We start from the raw sequence: 26,161 nt of genomic DNA, 5'->3' as shown, positions 1-26,161 counted from the left end.
TCAGGCGCGGGAGCGGGAACCTAGGTCCGTCACTCCCACCGGCGGCAGACCCGCGGCGTGTTCGAGGACCTCGCAGAATGCCTGGACATGTGTGTCGAGCGCCATGGTGGTGGCCGTCCACGATGCGCGCATTTCCAGCTGGTGGGCGCGAGGCGGACCGGAGATGTCGCCGTAGCGCACCGAGGTGGTGGCCGTGACGGTGCCGCCGAGTGCGGTGACGTGTTCGGAACGGCTTTCCAGGGCGTCCACCAGCCAGCTCCAGGCCACCTCGGGCAGCAGCGGGTCGACAGCCTCGCTGGAGTCTAGGTCGGCCTGGATGTAGGCGACCAGTCGCATGGTGCCGTCCCAGGCCTCCGAGCCGTCGGGATCGTGTAGCAGGATCAGCCTGCCGAACGCATCGCCGTCGGAGGTTTCCGGGACGATCTCGGTGTCGGGGTGTTTGACCTCGGCGCCCAGCGCATAGCTGTACGGCGCGAGACGTTGAGGTGGACGGATCGGACCGAGTTCGATCTCCGCCCGTACCTGAGCGGTGTTCATCGCCGCCACCGCCTCGCGGAAAAGCGCGGGTTCCGCAGTGGTCACGTCGATTGACGCTAGCCCTATCGCTGAGGCCGGGCGGGCAGGCGCGCCGATTTGGTGCCGTTCCGGCGGGCAGGGGCGGAGCGACTCGGGGATGGGCTCCGGCGGGCAGGAGCGGAGCGACTCGGGGATGGGCTCCGGCGGGCAGGAGCGGAGCGACTCGGGGATGGGCTCCGGCGGGCAGGAGCGGATGGGCCGGGCTGACCGGCCCGTGGCAGCATGGACGCGATGAGTACCCGTCGCCAGCTGCCCGAGGCGCCCTATCTGGCTGCCGCCACTGGCCGCAAACCCAGCCGCATCCCGGTGTGGTTCATGCGCCAGGCCGGCCGATCGCTGCCCGAGTACCGCGAACTGCGCGCCAAGAACACGATGATGCAGGCCTGTTTCGACCCGGCCCTGATCAGCGAGATCACTCTGCAGCCGGTGCGCAGGCACGGGGTGGACGCGGCGATCCTGTTCTCCGACATCGTGGTGCCGATGCGCGCTGCCGGCATCGGCTTGGACATCGTTCCCGACGTCGGCCCCGTCATCGACAACCCGGTGCGGACCGCCGCCGATGTCGCCGCGCTGAAAGGTCTTGAGCTGCAGCGCGTGAGCGCGGTTTCGGACGCGGTGAGCATGCTGGTGGGTGACCTCGGTGAGGTGCCGCTGATCGGCTTTGCCGGCGCCCCGTTCACGCTGGCGTCCTATCTGGTCGAGGGCGGACCCAGCAAGCTGCACGAGCGGACCAAGGCGATGATGTTCGCCGACCCCTCGACGTGGCATGCGTTGATGGGACTGTTGACCGACCTGACGATCGCCTTCCTTAAGGTGCAGCTGGACGCCGGCGTGGACGCCATCCAGGTGTTCGACTCGTGGGCGGGCACGTTGTCGCTGGCCGACTACCGCACCCACGTGCTGCCGCACAGCTCGCGGGTGTTCGCCGCGCTGGCCGACTACCGGGTGCCGATGACGCATTTCGGGGTGGGCACGGCGGAACTGCTGGGCGCGATGGGTGAGGCCGGGGCGACGGTCGTCGGTGTCGACTGGCGCACCTCGCTGGCCGACGCCGCCCTGCGGGTGGGTCAGAAGCTGGCGCTGCAGGGCAACCTGGATCCGGTCGTGCTGCTGGCCGGCTGGCCGGTCGTCGAGCGGGCGGCGCGGGCGGTGGTCGACGACGGCAGGCTGGCGGTCGACGCCGGCGCGGCCGGGCACATCTTCAACCTGGGGCACGGCGTACTGCCGTCCACCGATCCCGGCATCCTGACCGATCTGGTCGCACTGGTGCACTCGTTGTGAGATATTGCGTTGTCGGGGGCGGCATTTCGGGTTTGGTAGCGGCCTATCGGCTACGCGCGCTGGCCGGCGCGGACGCCGACATCACGGTGTTCGACCCGGCTGACCGTCTCGGTGGCATCCTGCGCACCGAACGGATCGCGGGTCAGCCGATGGACATCGGCGCCGAGGCGTACGTGGTGCGCCGCCCCGAGGTGCCTGCCCTGCTGACAGAGCTCGGCCTGGCTGGTCGCCAGATCGGCACCACCGGGGTGCGTCCCACCATCTACAGCCAGGGCCGCCTGCATCCGTTGCCTGCCGACACCGTCAACGGCATTCCGACCTCGGCCTCGTCGGTGACCGGCCTGGTCGACGATGCGACGATCGCGAAGATGGCCGCCGAGCCCGGCCGGCCACTGCACTGGCGGCCGGGCTCCGACCCGGCGGTCGGAGCCGTGGTCGCCGACCGATTCGGCGAGCAGGTCGTCGCCCGCTCGGTCGACCCGATGCTGTCCGGCGTCTATTCCGGGTCGGCGGCCACCATCGGTATCCGCTCCGCGGTGCCGACGGTGGCCGCCGCTCTTGACGCCGGAGCCCCCAGTCTCACCGACGCCGCCCGCCGTGCACTGCCGGGCAGCACGCAGGGCCCGGTGTTCGGCGCGATCGACGGCGGCTACCAGGTGCTGCTCGACGCGCTGGTGCAATGCGGCCGGCCGACGTGGGAGCAGACCTCGATACAGCACATCGGGCGCGACGGGACGGGCTGGAACCTGCGCGATGACGACGGCCGACAATGGGGTGCCGACGGGGTGATCGTCGCGGTGCCGGCCCCGCGGCTCGCGCCTCTGATGGCTGACGTGGCCCCTGCCGCCGGCGCAGCTGCAGCCCGGATTCCGGTCGCCTCGGCGGCGGTGCTGGCATTGGCCGTCCCGGGCGGGACACCCCTGCCCGCGCAGTCCGGGGTCCTGGTCGCCACCGGAGAACGCTTGCACGCCAAGGCGATCACGCTGTCCACCCGCAAGTGGGGATCGCGCGGCAATGCCGAGTTGTTGCGGTTGTCGTTCGGGCGTTTCGGTGACGACCTGGCGCGCGCGACGTCGGACACCGAACTGCAGAGCTGGGCGCTGGCCGATGTGTCGACGGTGTTCGGGATCGTGGTCGACCCGGTCGATGTGCGGGTGCACCGCTGGCTGGACGCGATGCCGCAGTATTCGCCGGGGCATCGCGAGCTGGCCGCGGGGCTGCGCGCCGGATTGCCGCCGACCCTGGCGATCGCGGGCAACTATCTCGACGGCATCGGGGTGCCGGCCTGCGTCGGCGTGGCCGGCCGTGCGGCTGAGGCTGTGGTGGCGGCCACCATCCGCCGATAGGCGTACCACCGCGTGGCACGATGGGGGCCATGGCCAAACTGGACTTCGACGAGCTCAACGCCACGATCCGTTACGTCATGTTCTCGACCTTCGCGGCGGAACCGGGCGAGCTGGGCTTTGACGAAGAAGCCCGCGCCGCCGTCGCCGACGAGACGGCGACCTTCCTCAAGCAGCAGGAGGACAACGGCGTCGTGGTGCGCGGCATCTACGACGTCGCGGGTTTGCGTGCCGACGCCGACTTCATGTTCTGGACGCACGCCGAGCGCATCGAGTCCCTGCAGGCGACCTACAACGACTTCCGCCGCACCACAACCCTGGGCCGAGCCGTCACCCCGGTGTGGAGCGCCGTCGCCCTGCACCGGCCTGCGGAGTTCAACAAGAGCCACATCCCGGCATTCCTGGCCGGCGAGGAGCCGGGCAATTACGTCTGCGTCTACCCCTTCGTGCGTTCGCTGGACTGGTATCTGCTGCCTGACGAGGACCGCCGCAAGATGCTGGCCGACCACGGCATGGCTGCCCGCAGTTACAAGGACGTGCGCGCCAACACCGTTCCTGCCTTCGCGCTCGGCGACTACGAATGGATTCTGGCGTTCGAAGCTCCTGAGCTGTACCGCATTGTCGACCTGATGCGCGACTTGCGCGCCACTGAAGCCCGTCGGCACGTGCGCGAGGAAGTCCCGTTCTTCACCGGTCCGCGGATCGGCGTTGAGGAATTGGTCGCCAAACTGCCCTAGCAAACGAGCCCGCGGACTTCCCGCTCAGGGGGTAGAAGTTCGCTACGATTGCGTCACCGTGAGTTCTGCACGGCCGACACGATCGGGGGCCCGAGTGACAGGGCTGAGGGCGAAACAGATGATTGCCTGGAGCGTCTGTTTCGTCGCGTGCGCCATCGCGTTGGCCCTCATCGGCTGGCTGAGCGGGTCGGGCATGTCGCTCGCATCCGTCGCCGACAACGCGATGACCTCGCTGGCGGCCGTCGCGATGGTGGCGTCGGTCATCACCGCGCGGACGTGTCGCGGCCGGGTGCGAATCGCCTGGGCCACCATGGCAATTGGGCTCGGTTCGTTCACGCTTGGTGCTGTTCTCTGGTTCATCTACCGACTGATCGACTTCGAGAACCCGTTCCCGTCGGTGGCCGACCTGGCGTATCTGGTACTGCCGATCGCCACCGCGATCGCGTTGTTGTTGCTGTCCTCGGGGTTCAGTCGTACCTCGCGGACGAGGTTGGTCCTCGATGCGCTCGTCGTTGCCGGATCCTTCACGATCGTCGGCTGGGTCGCCGTGCTCGATCCGGTCTGGAAGTCTGCCCCGCACGACCGGCTGAAAGTGGTGGTATCGGCCGGTTACCCGGTGCTGGACGCGGCAGTCCTCACGATCGGCTTCCTGGTAGTGGCCCGTGCGCACGGTGGTCAGCGCCGGACCCTGGCGCTGTTGACGGCGGCCATGGCGGGTATCGCGATCTCCGACGGCACATTCGTCTACCTCACCGCAACCCAACAGTCGACCGCTACGCCGCTGCTGTACCCCGGTTGGCTGATCGGACTGGTCCTGTTCATCGGGGCGGCCGTGACCGGTCGTGGCTTCGCTCACCGGGAAATCATTGCTGCACAGCCTGTTTCGTGGACATCGGTCTGGTTGCCCTTTGTGCCCGTGATGCTGGCCAGCGCAGCGGTATTCGCCCAATCGCCAGCAGACCTCAAGGCGGGGCCGATACCGGTGATCGGGCTCATGCTGTTGCTCGCGTTCAGTGCCCGCCAGCTGCTGGTGATGAGCGAGAATCGCAGCTTGCTGGCGACAGTCGCAGACCAGGCTCTGCGAGACCCGCTCACCGGGGTCGGCAACCGCATCGTCTTCCGGGACCGACTGACTCACGCGATGCAGATACGCCAGCGCGACGGACTCTCGATCGGGGTCCTGGTCATGGATCTCGACGATTTCAAGGTCGTCAACGACACCCTGGGTCACCCGGTCGGTGACGAGCTGCTCAGCCTGGTCGCCGAGCGGATCGTCGGCAGCGTGCGGGCCGGGGACACCGTGGCGCGCCTCGGCGGTGACGAGTTCGCGGTGTTGATCGAGGGCCGGGTGGACAAGTCGCAGCTGGTCGCCCACCGGGTCGTCGAGGCCTTCGACGAGCCGTTCATCGTCGACGGACAAGATTTGCTGATCCGGCCCAGCATCGGGCTTGCGGTAGCCGAGCAGGACGAACCCGATTTGCTGCCCGAGGATCTGCTCAAGCGGGCCGACATCGCGATGTACTCGGCGAAGCGGTCCCGCACCGGCGGCGTTCACCCGTTCAACTCGGAAATGCTGCTGGCCGAGACATCCGACGGCGACGTGTTCGCCAGCGGGCCGATGCCGGCATCCCGCAGCGGCGCCAGCACCGTCCGGTTACTCGGCGAGCTGCGTCAGGCCATCGATCAATTCGAGCTGACGCTGGTGTACCAGCCGAAGTTCGATTTGAATACCGCGTCGATTGTGGGGGTAGAGGCCCTCGTGCGTTGGCCGCACCCCAAGCGTGGCCTGCTGTCGCCGGATGAGTTTCTTCCGCTGGTCCGCCGCTATGGGCTGATGGGGTCGATCACGGACCTGGTGGTCAACCAGGCGCTCGATGACGTGGTGCGTTGGCGGGAGTACTCCCTCGAGGTTCCGGTCGCGGTCAACATGTTCGCGCCGTCGATGGCTGACCTACGCTTGCCCGGCAAGTTCGCGAAGGCGCTGTCGGATCGCAACCTGAGTCCGTCGCAATTGACCGTCGAGATCACCGAGGACCTGTTCCTCGATCACATGGAACGCACCAAGACGGTATTGAATCAGTTGCAGGAGTTCGGGATTCGAATCGCGATCGACGATTTCGGCAGCGGCTATTCGGCATTGTCCTATATGCGCGACCTCACCGTCGACGAAGTCAAGCTGGACCGCAACTTCATCGCGCCGATCCCTGCCGATCAACGGGCAGCCGCAGTGGTGCGAGCAGTCATCAACCTGGCGAACGAACTCGGCCTCACCACGGTCGCCGAAGGGATCGAGACTGCGACCACTGCCGAGTGGCTGCGTGAACACGGCTGCAACATCGGCCAGGGCTATTACTTCAGCCCGCCACTGACTGCCGACAAGCTGCGCGACATCCTGAGGAAGTGTGATCGCGACGCCACCTGCCGGACTTCGGGTTGCTCACTGCGGTACGGCTCCTGCCACTGGTCAGAGTCCGATGTGCCCCACATCGAGCTGATGCGGTAGGTATGCTGACGCCGGCCGTCAATATGGTGCCGGCGGCCGACGGGGAGGGTGCCACGATGCCCAAGGCTTCTCGTGTCGCGGTCGGGGCCGTTGTGGTGTTTGTCGTGTTCGTCGTTGTCATCCTGAGTGGCTGGCTGCATGGCCCGACACTGACGGTCGTCGACGATTTCGCGCTTCTGGCGCTGGCGATCCCAGCGGTCGCGTTCTCCGCGCTGGCGGCGCGGTCGCTGTGGGGACGCCGGCGGTTGGCGTGGGCGTCGATGACCGTCGGCTTGCTGGGATGGACTGTGGGAGAAGCGATTTGGACTGTTTACGAGGTCCATTTGCATCAGCCGCCATTCCCGTCGATCGCAGATGTGGCATTCCTGGTGATGCCGGTGGGCGCCTGTGCCGCCCTGCTGCTGCTTCCCGCTGAGCACACCAGCCAGTCGCGGGCACGGTTGTTCCTCGACGGTGTGATCATGGCCGGCTCGCTGTTCCTGGTGAGTTGGGTGACGATCCTGCACCCGCTGTATCAGTCCGACGCGCCGGATCAGCTCGGCTTCGTCATCTCGCTGGCGTATCCACTGTCCGACATCGTCATCCTCACGGTGGCCGGCGTGGCGCTGGTCAGGTCGACCGGCCAGCATCGGTTGTCGCTGATCCTGCTGACAGCAGGGCTGGCCTGTTTCGCGTTGGCGGACAGCGCGTTTGCCTATCTCACGGCAACAGATTCCTACAGTTCCGGCAACGTCATCGACATCGGGTGGGCTGCGGGCTTGCTGTTCATCAGCGTGGCAGCGTCCGCGGCCCACGAAAGTAAACGCAAGCGGCGCAACTCGTTCGTTCTGCCGGGTTGGGCATCGGTGTGGCTCCCTTACACGCCCCTGTTGGTCGCCGGGGTGGTGGCTGCCGCGCAACCGGTCCCGGATCTGAAGTCTCGGCCCGTTTTGATCGTGGCAAGCATTCTGGTGGTGACTGTCCTGGGCCGTCAGTTCCTCGCCGTGAAGGAGAATCGGCTGCTGGTGGCCACGGTCGCCGACCAGGCGTTGCACGACCCACTCACCGGGCTGGCCAATCGCGCGTTGTTCAGCGACCGTCTCGGCCACGCGATGCACCTCCATGAGCGAGAAGGTCTTTCGCTCGCGGTCCTGGCAGTGGACCTCAACGAATTCAAGCTCGTCAACGACCACCTCGGCCATTTGGTCGGCGACGACCTGCTGGTGGGCGTCGCGCAGCGGCTGCGTCACTGCGTCCGGCCGGGTGACACGGTGGCACGGCTCGGGGGCGACGAGTTCTCGATCCTCGTCGAGGGGGGCAACGATGTCGCAGAGCTCGTCGGCAACCGGGTCGTCGAGGCCTTCGAGGAGCCGTTCGTCCTCAACGGCCACGAGCTGTTGATGCGCCCGAGTGTCGGACTCGCACTGGCTGAGTCGGATGAGCCGGATCTGACGGCCGACGAGTTGCTGCAGCGGGCCGACACCGCGATGTACTCCGCGAAGCGGTCACGGGCTCGGGTGGTGCAGACCTACTCCCCGGAGATGCAGTTGCTGACCGAAGTGGACGACAAGATGCTGTTCGGCCCGACGGCACCGCCCCCCGGATTGGGGGCGGCGGGATCGATCCAACTGCTCGGCAGGCTCCGGGCGGCGATCGACGAGGCTGCGCTCACTCTGGCCTACCAGCCGAAGTTCGATCTGCAGACCGGCCGGATCGTCGGGGTGGAGGCCCTTCTGCGCTGGCCGCAACCCGACGGCAGCGTCTTGGCGCCCGAGGCGTTTCTGCCTCTGGTGCGACGCCACGGCCTCATGGGCTCGGTCACCCAGATGGTCATCAGCCGGGCCCTCGAGGATGCGTCGAAGTGGCGCCGGGCTGGTGTCGACATTCCGGTGGCCGTCAATCTGTTCGCGCCGTCGATGGCCAACGTCGGCCTCCCGGCCACGATCACCCAGGCGCTGGCCGACCACGGCCTGCCGCCATCGGCGTTGGCGGTGGAGATCACCGAGGAACTCTTCCTGGACAGCACCGAGCGGACGCGCCTTGTTTTGAATGAATTGCGGCGTAACGGAATTCGAATAGCGATCGACGATTTCGGGAGTGGCTACTCGGCACTGTCCTACCTGCGGGACCTGCCGATCGACGAAGTGAAGCTGGACCGCAGCTTCATCGCGCCGATTGCCGCCGACGACCGGGCGGCGGCGGTGGTACGGGCGGTCGTCGGCCTTGCTCATGTGCTGGACCTGACGGTGGTGGTCGAGGGTGTCGAGGACGCCGAAACCGCCGCGCTGGTGCGCGAACTGGGGTGTGGCGTCGGGCAAGGCTATTTCTACGGAGTTCCGGTGCCAGCCGATCAGGTGCCCGGTTTGGTGACCGGCGGGTTAGGCGGCCTGCCGAGCGGGTGGCCCGGGTCCACACCTGGGGCGGGAGTGAAAGGTTGTTAGGCTGTCGTAACTTTTAGGTTCGGGGGTGGAGGCGTATGCGGCAGCTGCTTGGCAACGCCAGTCCTGTCCTCGCCGTTGTCCTTGCCGCGGTCGTACTTCCGGCGATTGCCGCCGTCGCGATCGCACATTCGCCAACCGCCCCAACCATCGCTGCCTTCAAGATCACCCTCACCCTCGCGGCCGTGTCGGCGGTCGGTGCCGCTGTACGTACGGCGCTATTGAGCCGGGGGCAGGCGCGGCTGGCCTGGTCGGGACTTGCCTTGGGGCTCGGGGGTTTCGGCGTCGGGGTCGGGGTGCGGGCGTGGGACGCGCTCAGCGGTCGCGAACGAGTATTTCCCTTCGAAGCGGACCTGCTGCGCCTCCTGCTTCCGCTGGGTGGGTGTGTGCTGGTGCTGCTGCTGCCGCTGGGGTTGGGCCGGATGTCGCGCGTGCGGTTGCTGCTCGACGGACTCGTCGTTGCCGGGTCATTCGTGATCGTGGCCTGGATCGGGGCACTGGAGGACGCATACCGGAACCGTCCCGGCGATCGCGCGTTGTTGGCCACGTCGACGGCCTACCCGATGTTCGACGCGGCGTTGGTGACGATTGCCCTGCTGGTGTTCATCCGGGCCTTACCGGGCCAGCGCTTGACGACCGGACTGATCACTGCGGCCAGCCTCTGCTTCGCTCTGACCAACGATGCGGCCGTCTCTTACATTGTGGCACAGCGCTATTCAGAACATCGTGTCATCGCGGTAGGATGGCTCGCCGGCTTGTTGTTGTTCGCCGCCGCCGCCATTGCCGGACGGGCATGTGAGTACCGGCACGCCTTCGCGGTGCGGCCGCCGTCGTCGGCGTCGGTGCTACTGCCCTTCGTGCCGGTGGCCGCGGCCACCGTGGCGACGTTCACCCGGGAACCGAAGGATCTGCTGACCAGCCCGACGACGGTCGCAGGCGGGCTACTGATCGCCGCGTTCCTGGCTCGTCAACTGCTTGTCGTGGGCGAGAACCGGAGGCTCTTCGCTGCCGTCACCGACCAGGCTCTTCGCGATCCGTTGACCGGCCTGGCCAACCGCGCGGTGTTCCACGATCGGGTGAGTCATGCCATGCAGATGCGCAACCGAGGTGGCGTGTCGGTCGCGGTGATGGCTCTCGACATCGACGAATTCAAGATGGTCAACGAGACTTTCGGCCATCATGCCGGCGACGAACTGCTCAACCTCGTAGGCTTGCGAATCCTCACCGTTGTCCGGACCGGCGACACCGTGGCCCGCGTCGGTGGCGACGAGTTCGCCGTCCTCATCCAGGGTGACGACGACCATTCCCACGTCATCGCCCACCGGGTGGCGGAGTCGTTCGACCTGCCGTATGCCGTCGACGGCCAGGAGCTGATGGTCCGGGCCAGTGTTGGCCTTGCGGTGGCCGACAGCGACGATCCCGACGTCGGTGCCGAGGAACTCTTGAAGCGTTCGGACATCGCGCTGGACGCCGCCAAGACATCTCGCGTTGCGGGAGTGCACACGTTCACCGCCGAGATGGAGGCCGACTTCTTCGCCGCCGGCATCGTGCCGCCTACACCGCAGAGTGCTGCCACCGGGGCTCGTGGGTCGGCGGTCCGGCTGCTCGGTGAGCTCCGGCGCGCCATCGACCAGGGGCAGCTCACGCTGGTCTATCAGCCCAAGCTCGACCTCCGCACGTCCGGCATCGTTGCGGCCGAGGCGTTGGTGCGCTGGCCGCATCCCGAGCGCGGGGTGCTCAGTCCTGACGCGTTCCTGCCGCTGGTTCGTCGGCATGGGTTGATGGGAGCCGTCACCGACCTCGTGGTGAGGCGAGCCCTTGACGACGCTCGGGTCTGGCACGATGCGGGGTTCGCCATTCCGGTCGCGGTGAACGTGTCCGCGCCGTCGCTGGGCACCGCCCGGCTGGCCAGCACCGTGTCAGATGCGCTGCGAGACCGTGGACTTCCCGCGTCCGCATTGATCGTCGAGATCACCGAGGATGTGGTGTTGGAGGGCCTGGAGCAGGCCTCGCGCGTCTTGCGCGACCTTCGGGCCAAGGGGGTCAAGATCGCCGTCGACGACTTCGGCAGTGGCTACTCGGCACTGTCGTATCTACGCGATCTGCCCATCGATCATGTCAAACTGGACCGTCGCTTCATCGCGCCGATCACGTCGGATCCCCGTGCAGCAGTGGTCGTTCGGGCGGTGATCAACCTCGCTCACGAACTGGGACTGGCCACCGTCGCGGAAGGGATCGAGGACGCCGAAACGCTGGCGCAGTTACGCGAATACGGGTGCGATGTCGGGCAGGGCTACTACTTCAGCCCGCCGGTGCCGTTCGAACGGCTGCTCGCGATGCTCGCTAATCCTCCGTGGGCACCAATGTCAGCGAAATCGAATTGATGCAGTAGCGCTGGTCGGTCGGGGTCGGGTAGCCCTCACCGCTGAACACGTGACCGAGGTGGCTGTGGCAGTTCGCGCACAGGACTTCCACCCGGTGCATACCGAGGGTGTCATCCGGACGCAGGATGACGGCTTCGGAATGCGACGGGTCGAAAAACGACGGCCAGCCGCAGTGCGATTCGAATTTCTCGGTGCTGCGGAACAATTCGGCGCCGCAGGCCCGGCAGGCGTAGACGCCTTCAGTCTTGGTGTCGGTGTACTCGCCGGTGAACGGACGCTCGGTGCCGGCCTCGCGGAGCACGGCGTATTCGGCCGGGTTCAGTCGCTTGCGCCACTCGTCGTCGGACAGTTCCAGCTTCGGGGCGGGAATGGAACTCATGCGTTCACGGTACCCGCGGCGCCGGCTCGCGGTTCGCGCATCCACGGCGGATCGATACCGTCGGTCAGCCGGTTTTCGGCCTTGGCGTCGGCGTAGCGGAAGTACAGCACGCAGAACACCACGACCAGCATCAGCGACCAGCCGTAGGTGATCTTCATGTACTCCAGGAAGCGCCCCGTCGTCGGCCAGCGCCACATCAGCCAGCGGTCCATCGTCAGGAATCCGTAGGTGGCCAGCCAGGCCGGCCAGTTGCGCACCACCGAATTCGGCAGCACGACCGTCATCAGGAACGGGAACAGCATCATCGAGTAGTAGCCCTGGGCCAGCGACAGCACCAGCCACGAGGCGATCAGCAGCACACCCGACGAGGTGAGCATCCAGAACAGCGGGTCGCGGTGTTTGTAATAGCGGTGCAGCAGCCACAGACTGGCCACCGCCAGCACCAGGAAGATCACCCGCAGCACCACGATCAGCCACATCGGCAGGCCGTAGTACACGCCGTTGCCCAGCACTGAGCTGTTGAAGTAGTCGCGCGTCGAGAGGATGTAGGGCAGGGTGCGCCGCACGAAGTTCATCGGGTCGGCCACCAGCGGCCACGCCGCGACGTTGAACACCACCGGCACCACGAACGCGGCCACGAGCACCCGCCACTGCCGGTTGAGCAGCGGCAGCAGGAGCAGCACGGCGAGCACCGGCTTGACCACCAGCGACAACCCGATCACCACACCCGCCAGCCACTGATGGCTGACCTTGCCGTCGAGCATCCAGCGGAAGAACAGCACCTCGCACAGCAGGATGCAGCCGTTGATGTTGGTGAACACCAGCGTGTTCGTCACCGACTCGGTGCAGAACATGGCCAGCAGCAGCGCAGGCAGGGCCACCGAGCTCAGCGGGAACCTGAACAGCCGCACCAGCAGGCATGCGGCGATGATCATCGCCGCGGTGTTGAAGAACACGAACCAGTTGTGTGAGGCGAAGACCGGCAGATAGCCGAACGGTGCCATCAGCAGGGTGCCGCCGGGCGGGTAGAGGTAGTGCGGATCCACGTAGTCGAAGTGCTCGTTGTAGATGTCGAGGCCGCGCCGGAAATTCGACACCGCCCGATACACCGGGCCGAAGTCGTCGGTGATGTAACCGTTGGACGACAGCACATAGCTGCGGTGAATGATCGACATGATCGCGATCGGCCACAGCACCGAACGCAGGACCGCTGGGGTGGTGGGTGGGCTGGTCCGGGGGCGGAATGCGGCCAGCAGGCCGGATCGCGATGAGTCAGCTAGCGCCACGGTCGCACCGTACACCGGCCCGATGGGTCAGACGCTCAGGCGGGGCAGTAGGTGTCGGTGGGCGGCATGTTCCCGCTGTCCAGATAGCTCATCATGGGCGGCAGCGCGCAGGCCGTGTAGATGCTGGCGCCGTGCCCGATGCCCTGCCACATCACTCGCTTGCTGGCCGCGCCGGCGTTGATGATGGTGGCCGAAGACGCGGGTACCCCTTGGTTGCCTGCGATCGGATCGTTCTGCACACCCAGCAGCAGCACGTTGACCTTCAGGTCCTTGGGTTCCTTGGGGGCGGCGCCACTGGGCCAATTCAGGCACTTCACCAGATCGAGCGCGCCGACGGTGCCGAACTGCGGGTAGAGCTTGCCCCACTGGACGACGAGTTCACGCACCCGGTCCGGCGTCGGGCGGTTCAGGGCGTCGCTGCAGGAGTTGATGAACTGGCCGTCGCTGTCGCGCATCGCCTCGGCCCGGTTGATCAGACTGTTCAGCTGGTTGGCGTCACCGCCGCGGGCGGCGGCGAGGGCGTTGGCCAGGCTCACGGTGCTGCCGATGCGGTCCCCGCTCGGGTAGCCGAGCGCGGTGACGATCGCGTTGGCCAGTACCGCCACCGACACCCCGCCGGGGCCGCGGCCCGCCCTGGCCGCCGCCAGCAGCGAGTCGACGGCGCCCTTCGGGTCGGGCCCGAGCGCGCAGTTGACCGCCACGCACTGCTGGGCGAACGCGTCGAGGGCGGCCTGCTGACCTTTGACCTGTTCCTCGGCCGCGGCTTCGGCGTTGACGCCGGGCGGCACGGGGGAGTCGAGCACCAGCCGGGCCACCTTGTCGGGGTGGGAACCCGCGTAGGCCAGGGCGATCTGCGCGCCATTGCCGACACCGATCAGCGCCAGCGCAGGCACGTCCCAGGTGCTGCGCAGCCGTTCGAGATCCTCGGCGGCGCGGGCGTTGTCGTAGGCGGAGTCGCCGGGCGCGATGGTGTCGGTGCAGCTCGTCGTCGCGGTCATGGTGATCGCGCCGAGGTTGGCGACCGGGTCGTCGCCGGACTCGAACTGCGCCTGGTCGCGCATCTCTTGGCGATCGAACGAGTCGCGGCAGTCCACCGGGCTGGACATGCCGATGCCGCGGCGGTCCACGGAGACGACGGGATGGCTCTTGAGGACGTCGGCGCCGGACCGGGAGAGCCACACCGGCAGCTGCATCGACGACGGGATGTCGGATCCGGTGGTGAACACCAGCGGCCCGGCGTCGGGTGGGGTCTGCACCGAGCGGGCGCGCACCACGCCGATGCTCACCGTGCCGGTGGCTCCGGCGATCGGGTCGAGGTCGGCGTCATAGCTTGCGCACTCGAGGATCACGCCGGGCGCGGGCGGGGTCCCCGCGTCACCGAATACCTTCGATGTGCAGTCTTTCCAGCCCAGCTCGTTCTTGGGTGCCGCGATGGCCGGCGGTCCGCCCGCCGGATTGGTGGTGGTCGGGCCCGACGGGTTGTGCGCCTTGTCGCTGGCGAACTGCGGGTTGGCGGCCAGCCACGGGGCACATCCGGACAGCAGAACAGTCAGCGCCACGGTGCCGAGGCTGACGATGGCCTGGGGGGCCCAGACCCGACGATCGCGCATGCCCACCACCCTAGCGACACCGCCGGTGCGGATTGCTCAGCCGACGCGTGTGTAGCGTCCGTACAGATAGCCCTCGCCGTCCGACATCAGGTGTGCGCGGTGCATCGGGGTCAGCACCTGACCGGAGCCGCCCGCGATCCGCGGTGCCTCGCCGCCGACCAGCGTCGGGGCGGTGGTCAGGCACAGCTCGTCGAGCAGGCCGTGGTCGATGAACGTGCCCAACAGCGTGGGTCCGCCTTCGCAGAGCACCCGGCGCAATCCCCGCTCGGCCAGCGCGGCAAGTGCGACGGCCGGGTCCACCTCGGCCGGGTCGTCGCCCGAGCAGGCGATCACCTCGGCCGCGCCGCCCAGCCGGGCGCCGGTGTCCGCCGCGACGTCGGCACACGTGAGCACCAGGGGGGTTACCTCGGTGCGGGTCAGCACCGGCCAGTCGTTGTCGACTCGGCCGGACCGGGTGACCAGCGCGATCGGCGGGACCTCGCCCTGGCCGCGGAGCTGCCGGTTGCCGCGCTGTGCGATGGTCATCTGGGCACCCGAGTAGCCCTCGCCATGTGCGGTGCCCGCACCGACGACGATGACGTCGGCCAGTTCGCGCAGTACCCGGAACAGCCGCCGGTCACCGGCGCCGCCGAGCCCGCCCGAGGTGCCCTCGGTGGCGGCGCCGCCGTCGAGACTGGCGATCATGTTGCCGCGGACCACGCACCTCTCCGCGGCGGCAGGGTAGGCGTAGAGCTCGTAGAGCCGGTCGTCATCGACGATGTCGGCGGCGCCGGCGCCACCCAACAGCGTGAAGTTCGTCCCATCCGGGTCGTTCGAGCTCGGGTCGGCCATGAAGTCGATTGCAGCACGGCGGGCAGGAGCGAAGCGACCCGGGGAGCGACCGGTCGATAGGGTTCGTGTCATGGACCGCCTCGTCGACCGGCACCCGACCGTGTCCCCGGAGCGGCTTATCGCCCAACTCGTCCCGCCGCCCACGTTCGCGGGCGTCAGCTTCACGACCTATCGGCCCGACCCCGACGAGCCCACCCAGGCCGCGGCAGTGGACGCCTGCCAGGCGTTCTGCGAGGAGGCCGCTCGTCGGCGCGCTGGAAAGAAGAAGCTGTTCGGTAAGCGCGACACCGTGCCCGGCACCGGGATCTATCTCGACGGCGGCTTCGGCGTGGGCAAGACCCATCTGCTGGCGTCGTGCTACCGGCAACTGCCCGACTCGGCCGAGCGCCCCAAGGCGTTCGCCACTTTCGGGGAGCTGACCCAGCTTGCCGGGGTCTTCGGGTTCGTCGAGTGCATCGATCTGCTCGCCGACTATGTGGTCGTGTGCATCGACGAGTTCGAACTCGACGACCCGGGCAACACCACCCTGATCTCGCGGCTTCTGTCTCAGCTCGTGGAGCGCGGCGTCTCGATCGCCGCGACGTCCAACACGCTGCCCGAGCAACTGGGTGAAGGGCGCTTTGCGGCCCAAGATTTTCTGCGCGAAATCAATACGCTGGCAAGCATTTTCACCACGGTGCGGATCGAAGGCCCGGACTACCGACATCGTGGCCTGCCACCCGCGCCGGACCCGCTCACCGACGAGGCGGTGGCGACCAGGGCGGCCGCGCAGCCCGGCGCCACCCTCGACGATTTCGATGAGCTGTGCGCGCATCTGGCGACCATGCACCCGTCGCGCTATCTCACCCTGATCGAAGGGGTTGCGTGCGTGTACATCACCGGCGTCCACCCGATCGACGACCAGAACGTGGCGTTGCGACTGGTGGCGCTCACCGACCGGCTATATGACGCGGGAATCCCGGTGGTGGCCTCCGGCGCCAAACTCGACACGATCTTCTCCGACGAGATGCTGGCAGGCGGGTACCGCAAGAAATACCTTCGCGCGACGTCACGACTCCTGGCCCTGACCAGCCCGGGCGGGCTGTAAAGCAGGCGTCAGTCCTCGGGTTCGGCTGCCGGCCGGATCTTGGCGAGTTCGGCCAGACCGCTCACCGTCAGCACCCGCATCAGTACCGGATTTGCAACGATCTCTAGCGATTCAGCGTGGGGGACAAGGGCATTGATCGCGGCACTGTCGAGGTAGTCCACCGCGGTCAGATCCACGTTGAGGGCGCTGCCACCGTTGACCGCGGCATTGAGCGCCTCGGCGAAGTCGGCCACGTTGCTGGCGTCGATCTCGCCGGCCGCGCGCAGCACCAGCTGGCCGCCGGCGGCCCGTTCAACGCGAACTGTCAGCGGGGTGCTCATCGGCGGATCCTCGTCGACAGGCGGACGACGGTGCCGCTTTCGTCGGGGAGGATCGAGACATCCTCCATCAACGCTTCCATGATCTGGATGCCACGGCCACGGTGGGTGTAGCCGGTTTCCTTCGGCTTCCACGAGCCGGCGTCGGAGATGGTCAGGCGCAGAAGATCGACTTCGGAGGTGGCCTGCAGGGTGATCGTGCCGCCCTCGCCGTGGCGATATCCGTGCTCGATGGCGTTTGTGACGGCCTCGCCGGCGGCGACGAGGACGTCCTGCGCCTGGTCGTGGTCGATTCCGGCCGATGTCAACCAGTCGCGCAGCGCAGCGCGGGCCGGTGCCAGGTGTAGCGGGTCGGCGGGGATCGTCACTTCCAGTGGTTTCGGGTGTCGATAGATCAGCAAGGCGACGTCATCCTGGTATCCGCCTGGCGGTGCCAGGCTTGTCATTATCTGGTCGGCCAATGGGTCGAGGTCGAGGGCGCTGTCGTCACGAATGACGTTGGTGACCTGCTCTATTCCTTCGTCGAGCGAGCGACGTCTTCGCTCGACGAGGCCGTCGGTGTACAGCAGCAGGGTGGCCTGTGGGGGCAGGGTCACCTCGGTCTGGGGGCGTTCCCGGTCAGGCCGGATACCCAGTGCGATGGAGTGGCCGCCCTCCAGCAGGGTGGTGGTCCGGTCGGGGCATACCAGGATCGGCGGTGGGTGGCCCGCGCTGGAGTACACCAGCTGACCGGTGGCGGGATTCAGGATGGCGCAGAAGGCTGTGGTGGACTGCGCGCCGGGAAGCCGCGCGGCGAAACGGTCCAGCCCGGCCAGTGCCGCTGCGGGGCTTGATCTTTCGAGCAGTAGCGCGCGGCAGGCGCTGCGCAGCTGCCCCATGACCGTCGCTGCGCTGAGATCGTGTCCCACGCAGTCGCCGACGACCAGGGCGATCCGGCCGTCGTCGAGCGCGATCACGTCATACCAGTCGCCGCCCACCTGCAGCGGGTGGGACGCCGGCTGGTAGCGCACCGCGAAACCGGCAGGCAGGTCGTCCGGGCCAAGGATCGAATGTTGCAGTGCCAGTGCGGTTTCCCGCTGCTGATCAAGCTGGTGAACGCGTTGCAAACCCTGGCCGAGACGGCCGCTGAGGACGGTCAGCAACGTCATGTCTTCGGGGGTGAACGGTCGCTCGGCCGGGAGTTCGAGCCAGATGACCAGGGTGCCGCGCGGATGTTGCAGCGCAATGCCGGCCGATCCGGCGATGCTGGTGTCGGGCGTGAGCAGGTTGCCGCTGCTGCCGAGTTCGATGATGTGTTCTCGCACTTGCGGTGCCAGAGCCTCCCACTGCGCCTCATCGGCGTCACCGGCGAAATCGGGATGCTCCGATCTCGGCCCGGTCGCGCCGCCGCCCGGGAAGATCGCCGCCAGCACCCGCCGGGCCGACCATTGCCCGCGGACTTGCTCCAGCGCCCCGTGTAGTGCGTCGTCCACCGCATCGGCCTGTGCCAGTTGCTGATTCAGTGTGGAAAGGGCGGTCTGACGCTGAACGCTGTAGTGCTCAGCGGTGACGTCACGAAATGTACCGACCATGACGCTGCGACCCGTCGCCGGGTCCTGGGCGTGCGCGATGTTGGCGGTGATCCACACCCGATGCCCGTCACGATGATTCACCGGCACGGTGTAGCTGCCATGCGGTTGATCGGGGAGGGCGGAGAACGCATCGACGATCTGCGCATTGGCCTCGGGCTGCGTTTCCGCGTCCGGCCACCACGGGTGGACCGGATCGTAGGGCAGGTCTTCGGGCCCGAAGCCGAGAATGTCGGTGAACGCCTTGTTCATCTCGATGACCGCACCGACTTCGTCGCAGACGAAGAACGCTTCTTGCAGCGACTCGACCAGTGCGGTCCGCCACCGGAGGTGGTGGCTGCGAAGTTTGGCCAGTTCGATGTTCGCCCGTACTCGGGCAAGCAGCTCCGCGGCGACGAACGGCTTCACCAGATAGTCGTCGGCACCGGCTTGGAGGCCTTCGATCGAGGCCTCCTGTCCGGCGCGCGCCGACAACAGCAGCACAGGCACCGCCACGGTGTGCGGGTCGTTGCGAAGAGCGGCCACCAGAGCCAGCCCGTCCAGGCGGGGCATCATGACGTCGCTCACCACGAGGTCTGGGCGGTCGGCTCGGATGCGGCTCAGGGCCTGTTGACCGTCGGCGACCTCATCCACCTGATATCCGGCGCCACGCAGCAACCGCACAAGATACTCGCGCATATCGGCGTTGTCGTCGGCGACCAGCACACGGCTCGGCGACTCGACGGCGGGCGGCGGGTTGGGTACCGCGGCCAGGTCACCGGTGCCGCCGTCGGGCAGCCAGCGCAGCGCTTCCTGCACGTAGGGCTCGGCGATGTTCGACGACCGGCTGGTGCCTGCCGGGCTGAGCGCCTCGGCGGGCAGGTGCCCGGCTCCGACCGGAAGCCGGATGGTGAAGGTGGTGCCGGAGTCCTCGACGCTGTCGGCGGTGATGGTGCCGCCGTGCAAGCTGACGAGTTCCTTCACCAGGGCCAACCCGATGCCGCTGCCTTCGGTGGAGCGGCCGCGGGCGCTCTCGATGCGGTGGAATCGCTCGAAAAGCCTCGGCATCTCGGCGGTGGATACGCCGATGCCCGTATCGGCGACGGTCACCACCGCCTCGTCGCCGTCCTGGGTCACCCGGACCGTGATCGATCCGGAGAAGGTGTACTTCAGCGCGTTGGACAGCAGGTTGAGGATGACCTTTTCCCACATGTCGCGATCCAGGTACACCGGTTCGGCGAGGGGCCGACAGTCGACGATCAGCTGTAAATCGGCACGATCGATGGCGGAACGGAACACGCTGGCCAGTTCGGCGGTCACCTGGGCCAGGTCGACCGGTTCGTAGTGGGCCTGCACCCGGTTGGCCTCGATACGGGAGAAGTCGAGCAGTGTGTTGACCAGCTTGGCCAACCGCAGTCCGTTGCGCTGGATCACGTCGAGTTCCTGCTGAGCACGTTCATCCAGGCCGGCGTGGGCCCGCAGCTCGCCGACCGGACCCAGGATCAGGGTGATCGGGGTGCGGAACTCGTGACTGATGTTGGAGAAGAACGTCGTCTTGGCGCGGTCCAACTCGGCCAGCTCATCGGCGCGCCGCTGCTGCTCGCTGTAGCTGCGGGCACTGGAGACGCCGGTCGCGAGGTGCCCGGCCACCAGGTCGATGAATCCGCGGTACTCGTCGTCGAGGGGCCGGTATCGGTTCAGGGCCGCGACCAAGAAGCCGGACGGGGCGCCACCCTGGGTCAGGAGTGGTGTCACCAGCGCGTGGCTCGGCGGTGTGCGCCATCCGCCGGTGGGCAGATCGGTGAACGGTGCAGCGTCGAGGTCGACGACGACCGATTCGCGGCGGGCGGGCTGGTCGACCGGCCAGATGCCCGAACCGCCGCTGGGTATTGTCGCCGGGGCTGCAGCATGACCGGCGGCAATTCCACTGGCTCCGGCGAGGTGGGCGGTCCCGTCGTCATCGAACAAGTACGTCAGAGTGAACGGCAGATCGAGGGTGTTGCGGTCGAGTTGGCGGCCCGCGAATGCCAGCATTTCCGACTCGGTGCGCACCACCGACGGGTCGGATCCGAGGTGCCGCAAGGTGGCCATCCGGCGTTCGCCGATCACCCGCTCGGTGTCCTCGCTGACAACGCACAGCACGCCGACCACCTGGCCCGCTTCGTCGCGCAGGGGGCTGTAGGAGAAGGTGTGGTAGGTCTCCTCGGGGTAGCCCGACCGCTCGAGGAACAACATAAGACCCTCGTCCCAGGTGGCTTCGCCGGTGGCCAGGACCCGGCCGACGCGGGGGCCGACGTCGTCCCAGATTTCGGCCCAGACCTCGCTGAGTGGGCGGCCCAGGGCCCACGGGTATTTGCGGCCGAGTGTGTCGCGCCGGTAGGCGTCGTTGCAGAAGAACGTCAGGTCCGGGCCCCAGGCCATCCACATGGAAAAGCGGGAGGACAGCGCGATGCTGACGGCGGTACGCAGGCTCTGTGGCCAGTCGGCGGACGGTCCTAGCGGGGTTGACGCCCAGTCGACTTTGGCCAGTTCGTGACCGACATGATCGTCGGGGCCGGAAGCTGATCCAACGTCCACCAAACGTCCTTTCGGCTAGATCCGCCCCTGGTGTGATCAGCCAACGGGTTCACCTTACGGCCCCGTTGTTAAACCAGCGGGATAGTCGACCAAGCCGACTCCGTGGCGCGAGATTACAACGGGCGCACCATGACGTAGTCCTGTTCGGTGTGTGTCCCCATCGGAAATGTCTTGGTGCCGACGACGATGAACCCGTGTTTGCCATAGAACCGTTGCGCGCGACTGTTTCTCTGGTTCACGCCCAACCAGACGCACCGGGCTCCGGCGTCGGCCGCCCGATTCAGGGTGGCGTCCATCAGCGCCGCAGCGACTCCCGACCCGTGGCTGTCGGCCAGCACATAGAGCTTGGACAGCTCGACCGCGGGCCGTGGGGTGATTGCCTGCGCGACGTCGGGATGGGCACTGACCCCCTCGATCAACATCGCGTAGCCGACCATTCGGCCGCCGGACCGGGCGGCGAGCACGGTGCGCGATGGGTCCACCACGTAGTCGGCGAACCGCCCGCGCGACAGATGCGCGGCGATGAAGGCCGTGATGTCGGCGGGCGGCGAGGTCGGCGGGCACGCGAGCGGGAAGGTGATGGCTGCCAGATCGGCGAGTTCGACGGCATCGGCTTCGCCGGCATGGGATATCTCGGCGGCCGCAAAACTGTTGGGAGAGTTCAGGTTCAAAGGTGCCACCGGGCCAGGTGCTCTCTGGTGTGCGGATTGCTCAGGACCGCGGTGGACACCCGGTCGCGGTAGCAGTCCCAGAACACCCGGCTGCCCACGGCTGACCCTTGCGGGGCGTTCTGCAGCGCGTATTGCGCTGCATCCGGCGCGCCGGAGCTGCGGGGCAGATAAGCGTCACCGGTCTTGGCGCAGATATGGAAACAGGGAGAGTCCGGCGGGTAGCCGAAGCCCGGCGCGATCTCGGACGGCTGGACGTCGGCGACGGCTGACATCAGTGATGATCCCGTTGCTGCGCTGCCCGCCGCAGGGAGGGTCGCCGCGGCCAGTGTCACCGACAGTGGAGAACGCACGAACTCCTCCTCACCCCCATCGGAATGATGACATACCACTTCGTGTCCGTCGGGTGGCCGCAAGACCGGCGGTCTGATCGGCGCGGGTGGCACCAACAGGTGGTGGTTTGGCAGGCCAATTCGCGACGATTTGATGTCTACGGTAGTTAATTCCTGCGGTAGGCGTAGCGTCAGGCAAGCGACGGGCGAAAGATTGGGCTGCTACACCTGGCGTAGGCGGGCCTGGCGATAGCAGCCAAAAGCGTTGAGAGAGCAGCGTCGACTTTGCCGGTCCCGCCGAACCGTCGTCGAGAGCTCAGCTGAAGACGACCGCGGCGGCCAGCGCCGCACCGAACACCACTGTCGGGCCGGCCATGCCTGCGACGAACCCCAGCCCGAAGCGGCGCCCGCCTGCGGTGAAGGCCAGCACGACCTTCACCAGTAGGTTGGACCCGAGCGCGGCGGCGATCGCGACCAATGCGGTGTCGACGCTGATGTCGCCTTTGGCGGCCAGGCTTGCCGCGGCGACCGAACCGGCGTGTGCGTCGGCGAGCCCCGCTGCGAACGCGGCGAGCACCGCGCCTTGTGGCCCCAATACGTCGGCGCCCCAACGTCCGACGAGCAGGGCCACGGTCAGTACCGCGGCCAGGATGAGAGCGGGTCGCAGTGCGAACGGCCGGGCAGCCGGCGTGGACGCTGCGTCCTCGGCGGGCTCTGGGTCATGGGGCCGGTCCCGCGCAGCGCGTCGGTACACCGCCAGCGCCACGATGACCAGGACGACGGCTCCCGCGGCGACGGGAAGCCACAGCCTGCGTAGCACGTCGATGTCGACCAGGCCGATCACGAGGAGAAGTTGGGCAAAGGTGGCGCCGCTGGCCAGCAGTGCGCCCGCCAGCGGTGCGCGTAAGCCGGCGTCGGTCCGGCTGGCCCGGCCCATGGACGCCGTCGTCGCGCTGGCCGATACAAAGCCGCCGGCCAAACCGGTGACGAGTAGGCCACGCTGGGGACCCAGGGCGCGAACACCGATGTAGCCGAGCCAGCCGATACCGGTCAGCAGCACGACCAGCAGCCACACCTTCGACGGGTTGAGGACCCCATAGGGCCCGATCTGCCGATCCGGCAGCATGGGCAGGATCACGAAGGCGACCACGAAGAACTTGATTGCGTCCTCGAGTTCGATCTCGCTGACGATTTCCCGGGCGAACCGATGGATCCGGGTTTTCGACAGCAGCAGCAGCGTCACGATCACCGCGAGCGCCACGGACACTGCGGGCCGGGTGTAGGCCAAGGCGCCGAGCAGGTAGGCCACAAAAGCGGCTATCTCGGTGGTGGTACCGGGATCGTCCTGGCTGGTGCGCAGATAGGCAAGAGTGAGAAGTGCTGCAACGCAAACCATCCCGGCCACGACAGCCCATGTGTTGAAGCTCGCCGCGACCGCGCCGGCCAGCGACAGCAACGCGAACGAGCGCGAACCGGCGGGCAGCCGGCGGCTGTGGCTACGTTCACGCTCGAAGCCGAGCAGCAATCCGATGGCCAACGCCACCAGGAAAGGCTCCAGCTGCTGTGCGTTCACAGCGAAGCCGCCCGCAACGGTCACCGCGCAATCCTATGGCGACGTCGTGCTGGCCGGTAGGCAGGGTCGGCGCTACTCACCGATGAGCGCGTCGAGAAGAACTCGTGCAATGTCACGTTCCTTCAACGCTATTGCCGCTTTCGTGACGACATGGGGGTCGAACGTCATCGGGTTGGTGGTATCTGGTCCGCTGTCCGCTTCGCCCCGGGGTCCTCAGCGTCGGTGAGCGTGAAATAGTTCTCTTCCTCCTGCAGAAAGTGCAGCCGCAGCAACGCGTGCAGCCCGTAAAGGCAAGCGCGAAGGTCGTCGAGCTGGTCGAACTGGACGGCTCCGGCGTTTCGGGCCAGTTCGAGATGATTGCCGATCCGATCGGTCAGGCGATGAATCTCGGCATGTGTCCTGCTCATGGTGGCGGTTGCTTCGGCGCTGCCCAGGGGTGCGGCCAGTGCCGGGTAGAGATCGTTCTGTTCGGCATCCTCGTGGGGCAGCAACTGGTCGGTGAGGAACCGGTAGGCACGCTCGAGCGCCTCGAGCGCCGGGCCGTCGCGCTGGCTGTCGAGTTGGGAGGCGGCATCGCGAAGCTGTGAGAGTGCGTCCCGCAGGATGTCGTGTTCGGCGGCGAATCGAAGCAGAAGGACTTCCGTCTCGTGAGGCAGTGCAACGCCCAGTGCGGGGTTACCGCGAAGCGCGCGTAGCGCATTCAGTATCACGGCGACGTCGATGGCCTCCTGCAGGAGCGCTCCCGCCGCGGGCGGCAGCCAACCGAAAGCGGCGACGCCCATTGCCAGCAACGACAGGGCCATTCCGACGACCGCGCTCTGCACCGCGATGCGCCGGGACCAGCGGGCGATGTCCATCGCGTCGGCGAGGCGGTCCAACCGGTCGGTGGTCAGCACGATATCGGCGGCCTCCGATGAGGCGGTGGCGCCGCGTGCGCCGATCGCGACTCCGACTGTGGCTGCGGCAAGGGCGGGGGCGTCGTTCACGCCGTCGCCCACCATGACGGTCACCGCCTTCTCCCGTTCGGCGCGTACGGCGGCGACCTTGTCGGCGGGGCTTTGATCTGCGTACACCTCGTCCAAACCGAGTACGGTGCCCACCTCCAGCGCGGGCGCGGCCCGGTCGCCGGTCAGCATGACCAGCCGGGTGAAGCCCGCCGCGCGCAGGCGGCGCATGGTCCGGGGCGCCGTGCGCCGCAGGGGATCTCGCAGCAGCACCGCGCCGATCACGGCATCGTCGACACCGACCCATGCGATCGCGGCGGTGTCCAGGCTCGCCCGGTTGACCGCTGCGCGCGCCCACCCCGCTTCCGGAACGGCGGTGGAGACTTTGCCCACGGAAACCTGCGCGCCATCGACGGTGGCGGCGACGCCGCGCCCCGGTTGCTCGATCATGTTGACGGGCAACGACAGCGGTATTCCCTGCGCGAGTGCTTCGGTGACGATCGCCTCGGCCAGCACGTGGGGAGACATCTGATCGACGGACGCGGCGAGGCGCAGAACCTCCTTGCGGTTGTAGCCGGGCGCAGGCAGAACGTCGACAACGACAGGGCGGCCGGCGGTGAGCGTACCCGTCTTGTCCATCACCAATGTCGTTGCATGGCCCAAGTTTTCGAGAGCCCCGCCGCTGCGGACCACCACACCGTGGCGTGATGCGCGTGACAACCCCGACACGATCGCCACCGGCGCGGCCAGCAGCAGTGGGCACGGGGTCGCCACCACCAGCACCGCCACCGCACGAACCCACGATCCGCCGGCCAGCCCCGCGGCGGCCGCCACCACCAGCGCCACCGGCAGAAACGCTGCCGCATAGCGGTCAGCCAGCCGAACGATGGGTGCGCGTTCGGAGCCGGCCTGCTCGGCCAACCGAACGATGCCGGCGTAGGTGCTGTTTGCCGCGGTGGCCGTCGCACGAATGTCGAAGGCGGTGGCGGCATTCACCACACCGCTGCGGACCGGCTCACCGATCGCACGTTCGACCTGCAGGGGCTCACCGGTCAAGACCGACTCGTCGAGAATCGCCTCGGCGCCCTCGATCCGGCCATCCACTGGCACCACCTCGCCGGGGCCGACCACCAGCACATCACCGACTGCGACGTCCGCCAGCGGGATGACCCTGACCGCGTCGCCGGCCTTGCGCCGGGCAAAACGCGGCGCATGCTCCAGTAGAGCTCGCAGATCCTTCGACGCTCGGCGCTGCGCGGCGGCATCCAGAAAGCGGCCAGTGGACAGCATCACCGCGATCAGGGCGCCGGCCAGATACTCGCCCACCCACAGCGTGCCGACCAGGGATAGCACGGCCAGCAGATCAACCCCGGCTCGCCCGCGGTACAGCGAGAGGACAACCCAGACCAGCGCGGGCACCACAGCCGACAGTGTTCCCACGGCCCAGATGCCGTCGGCGATCCCGTGCCGGCCGATCAGCCAGGCGAGACCGCCCAGCAGCAGAGCCGTCACCGTGACCGCCAACAGAACCGGCTCGATCAGCGGCCGGATCCGCAGCCACAACGGCCGTTCGGCGCTCGCGGCGTCGCTCACGGGCCCGCCCCGGCACGTCCGCGAGCGGGCACGGCAGTTCGGATCACACACCCTCCTCGACTCTCGTCCCGTCATCCTCATGACGTCCGGATCCTGCGTTAAGAGGACAAGGTCACCATCTTGATCGCTGAAAGAACGTGTCTTCGGCGGCGACGAGTCGTGTTGCGTGGCACGCT

Annotated in this window: 18 protein-coding genes; 7 read left to right on the top strand and 11 right to left on the bottom strand. The window is 67.6% G+C overall.

Going from position 1 to position 26,161, the window contains the following annotated elements; translation table 11 throughout:
• Positions 1 to 633: a DUF3000 domain-containing protein gene (locus Y900_RS02340; protein ID WP_420329792.1), complete on the bottom strand. Its 633-nt coding sequence runs from the start codon at positions 631 to 633 to the stop codon at positions 1 to 3.
• Between the two features lie 174 nt (positions 634 to 807).
• Between Y900_RS02340 and hemE the strand changes: the two genes are divergently transcribed.
• From hemE to Y900_RS02305, 6 genes are all read left to right on the top strand, one after another.
• The gene (hemE, locus tag Y900_RS02330; protein WP_036345623.1) at positions 808 to 1,857 is read left to right on the top strand and encodes a uroporphyrinogen decarboxylase; all 1,050 of its coding nucleotides are present in this window, start codon (positions 808 to 810) and stop codon (positions 1,855 to 1,857) included.
• The gene (locus Y900_RS02325; protein ID WP_036338516.1) at positions 1,854 to 3,203 is read left to right on the top strand and encodes a protoporphyrinogen oxidase; all 1,350 of its coding nucleotides are present in this window, start codon (positions 1,854 to 1,856) and stop codon (positions 3,201 to 3,203) included. Before hemE ends, Y900_RS02325 begins: the two co-directional genes overlap by 4 nt.
• A gap of 29 nt (positions 3,204 to 3,232) precedes the next feature.
• Positions 3,233 to 3,937: a hydrogen peroxide-dependent heme synthase gene (gene hemQ, locus Y900_RS02320; protein WP_036338513.1), complete on the top strand. Its 705-nt coding sequence runs from the start codon at positions 3,233 to 3,235 to the stop codon at positions 3,935 to 3,937.
• A gap of 118 nt (positions 3,938 to 4,055) precedes the next feature.
• Positions 4,056 to 6,440 (top strand): putative bifunctional diguanylate cyclase/phosphodiesterase, encoded by a 2,385-nt coding sequence (locus tag Y900_RS02315; protein ID WP_051659838.1) that lies wholly within the window; start codon positions 4,056 to 4,058, stop codon positions 6,438 to 6,440.
• Positions 6,441 to 6,442: 2 nt separating this feature from the next.
• Positions 6,443 to 8,860, top strand: coding sequence for a putative bifunctional diguanylate cyclase/phosphodiesterase (locus Y900_RS02310; RefSeq protein ID WP_051659837.1), 2,418 nt, complete (start codon positions 6,443 to 6,445; stop codon positions 8,858 to 8,860).
• A gap of 35 nt (positions 8,861 to 8,895) precedes the next feature.
• Positions 8,896 to 11,241 (top strand): putative bifunctional diguanylate cyclase/phosphodiesterase, encoded by a 2,346-nt coding sequence (locus Y900_RS02305; protein WP_036338510.1) that lies wholly within the window; start codon positions 8,896 to 8,898, stop codon positions 11,239 to 11,241.
• Here the strand turns inward: Y900_RS02305 and msrB are convergent.
• Genes msrB through Y900_RS02285 form a run of 4 tightly spaced genes read right to left on the bottom strand, consistent with a single transcriptional unit; the run spans position 11,201 to position 15,347 of the window.
• Positions 11,201 to 11,620, bottom strand: coding sequence for a peptide-methionine (R)-S-oxide reductase MsrB (gene msrB / locus Y900_RS02300; RefSeq protein WP_036345617.1), 420 nt, complete (start codon positions 11,618 to 11,620; stop codon positions 11,201 to 11,203). The two genes, Y900_RS02305 and msrB, sit on opposite strands and share 41 nt — an antisense overlap.
• Complete coding sequence (gene aftC, locus Y900_RS02295; RefSeq protein ID WP_036338507.1) at positions 11,617 to 12,921, bottom strand: arabinofuranan 3-O-arabinosyltransferase; 1,305 nt, start codon at positions 12,919 to 12,921, stop codon at positions 11,617 to 11,619. The genes msrB and aftC overlap by 4 nt, the downstream gene beginning before the upstream one ends.
• A gap of 20 nt (positions 12,922 to 12,941) precedes the next feature.
• Positions 12,942 to 14,516 carry an alpha/beta fold hydrolase gene (locus Y900_RS02290; RefSeq protein ID WP_036345615.1) on the bottom strand — a complete coding sequence of 525 codons (1,575 nt, stop codon included), beginning with the start codon at positions 14,514 to 14,516 and terminating at the stop codon, positions 12,942 to 12,944.
• A 36-nt stretch (positions 14,517 to 14,552) separates the two neighbouring features.
• Positions 14,553 to 15,347 carry a pyrimidine reductase family protein gene (locus Y900_RS02285; RefSeq protein ID WP_036338504.1) on the bottom strand — a complete coding sequence of 265 codons (795 nt, stop codon included), beginning with the start codon at positions 15,345 to 15,347 and terminating at the stop codon, positions 14,553 to 14,555.
• Between Y900_RS02285 and zapE the strand changes: the two genes are divergently transcribed.
• Complete coding sequence (gene zapE, locus Y900_RS02280) at positions 15,346 to 16,434, top strand: cell division protein ZapE (RefSeq protein ID WP_420329730.1); 1,089 nt, start codon at positions 15,346 to 15,348, stop codon at positions 16,432 to 16,434. The genes Y900_RS02285 and zapE overlap by 2 nt on opposite strands.
• An 8-nt stretch (positions 16,435 to 16,442) precedes the next feature.
• Here zapE and Y900_RS02275 read toward each other — a convergent pair whose 3' ends face one another.
• The 6 genes from Y900_RS02275 to Y900_RS02250 all read right to left on the bottom strand — a co-directional run bounded on the left by Y900_RS02275 (position 16,443) and on the right by Y900_RS02250 (position 25,985).
• A complete protein-coding gene (locus Y900_RS02275; protein WP_036338497.1) occupies positions 16,443 to 16,754 on the bottom strand; it encodes an STAS domain-containing protein in 312 nt (103 codons plus the stop codon).
• Complete coding sequence (locus Y900_RS02270) at positions 16,751 to 20,875, bottom strand: SpoIIE family protein phosphatase (protein WP_051660291.1); 4,125 nt, start codon at positions 20,873 to 20,875, stop codon at positions 16,751 to 16,753. Before Y900_RS02270 ends, Y900_RS02275 begins: the two co-directional genes overlap by 4 nt.
• Positions 20,876 to 20,988: 113 nt before the next feature.
• Positions 20,989 to 21,546, bottom strand: coding sequence for a GNAT family N-acetyltransferase (locus Y900_RS02265; RefSeq protein WP_420329791.1), 558 nt, complete (start codon positions 21,544 to 21,546; stop codon positions 20,989 to 20,991).
• A complete protein-coding gene (locus Y900_RS02260) occupies positions 21,543 to 21,896 on the bottom strand; it encodes a hypothetical protein (RefSeq protein WP_081844960.1) in 354 nt (117 codons plus the stop codon). The genes Y900_RS02265 and Y900_RS02260 overlap by 4 nt, the downstream gene beginning before the upstream one ends.
• A gap of 295 nt (positions 21,897 to 22,191) precedes the next feature.
• Positions 22,192 to 23,472 carry an MgtC/SapB family protein gene (locus Y900_RS02255; RefSeq protein WP_420329729.1) on the bottom strand — a complete coding sequence of 427 codons (1,281 nt, stop codon included), beginning with the start codon at positions 23,470 to 23,472 and terminating at the stop codon, positions 22,192 to 22,194.
• Positions 23,473 to 23,612: 140 nt separating this feature from the next.
• Entirely contained in the window at positions 23,613 to 25,985 is a 2,373-nt protein-coding gene (locus tag Y900_RS02250) for a heavy metal translocating P-type ATPase (protein ID WP_237752487.1), read from the bottom strand.
• Between the last annotated feature and the right edge of the window lie 176 nt (positions 25,986 to 26,161).

Origin of the sequence: Mycolicibacterium aromaticivorans JS19b1 = JCM 16368 (genome assembly GCF_000559085.1) — a bacterium.
In the GTDB taxonomy this organism is placed as follows: Bacteria; Actinomycetota; Actinomycetes; order Mycobacteriales; family Mycobacteriaceae; genus Mycobacterium; species Mycobacterium aromaticivorans.
This window is presented reverse-complemented; position numbering and strand designations above follow the sequence as displayed.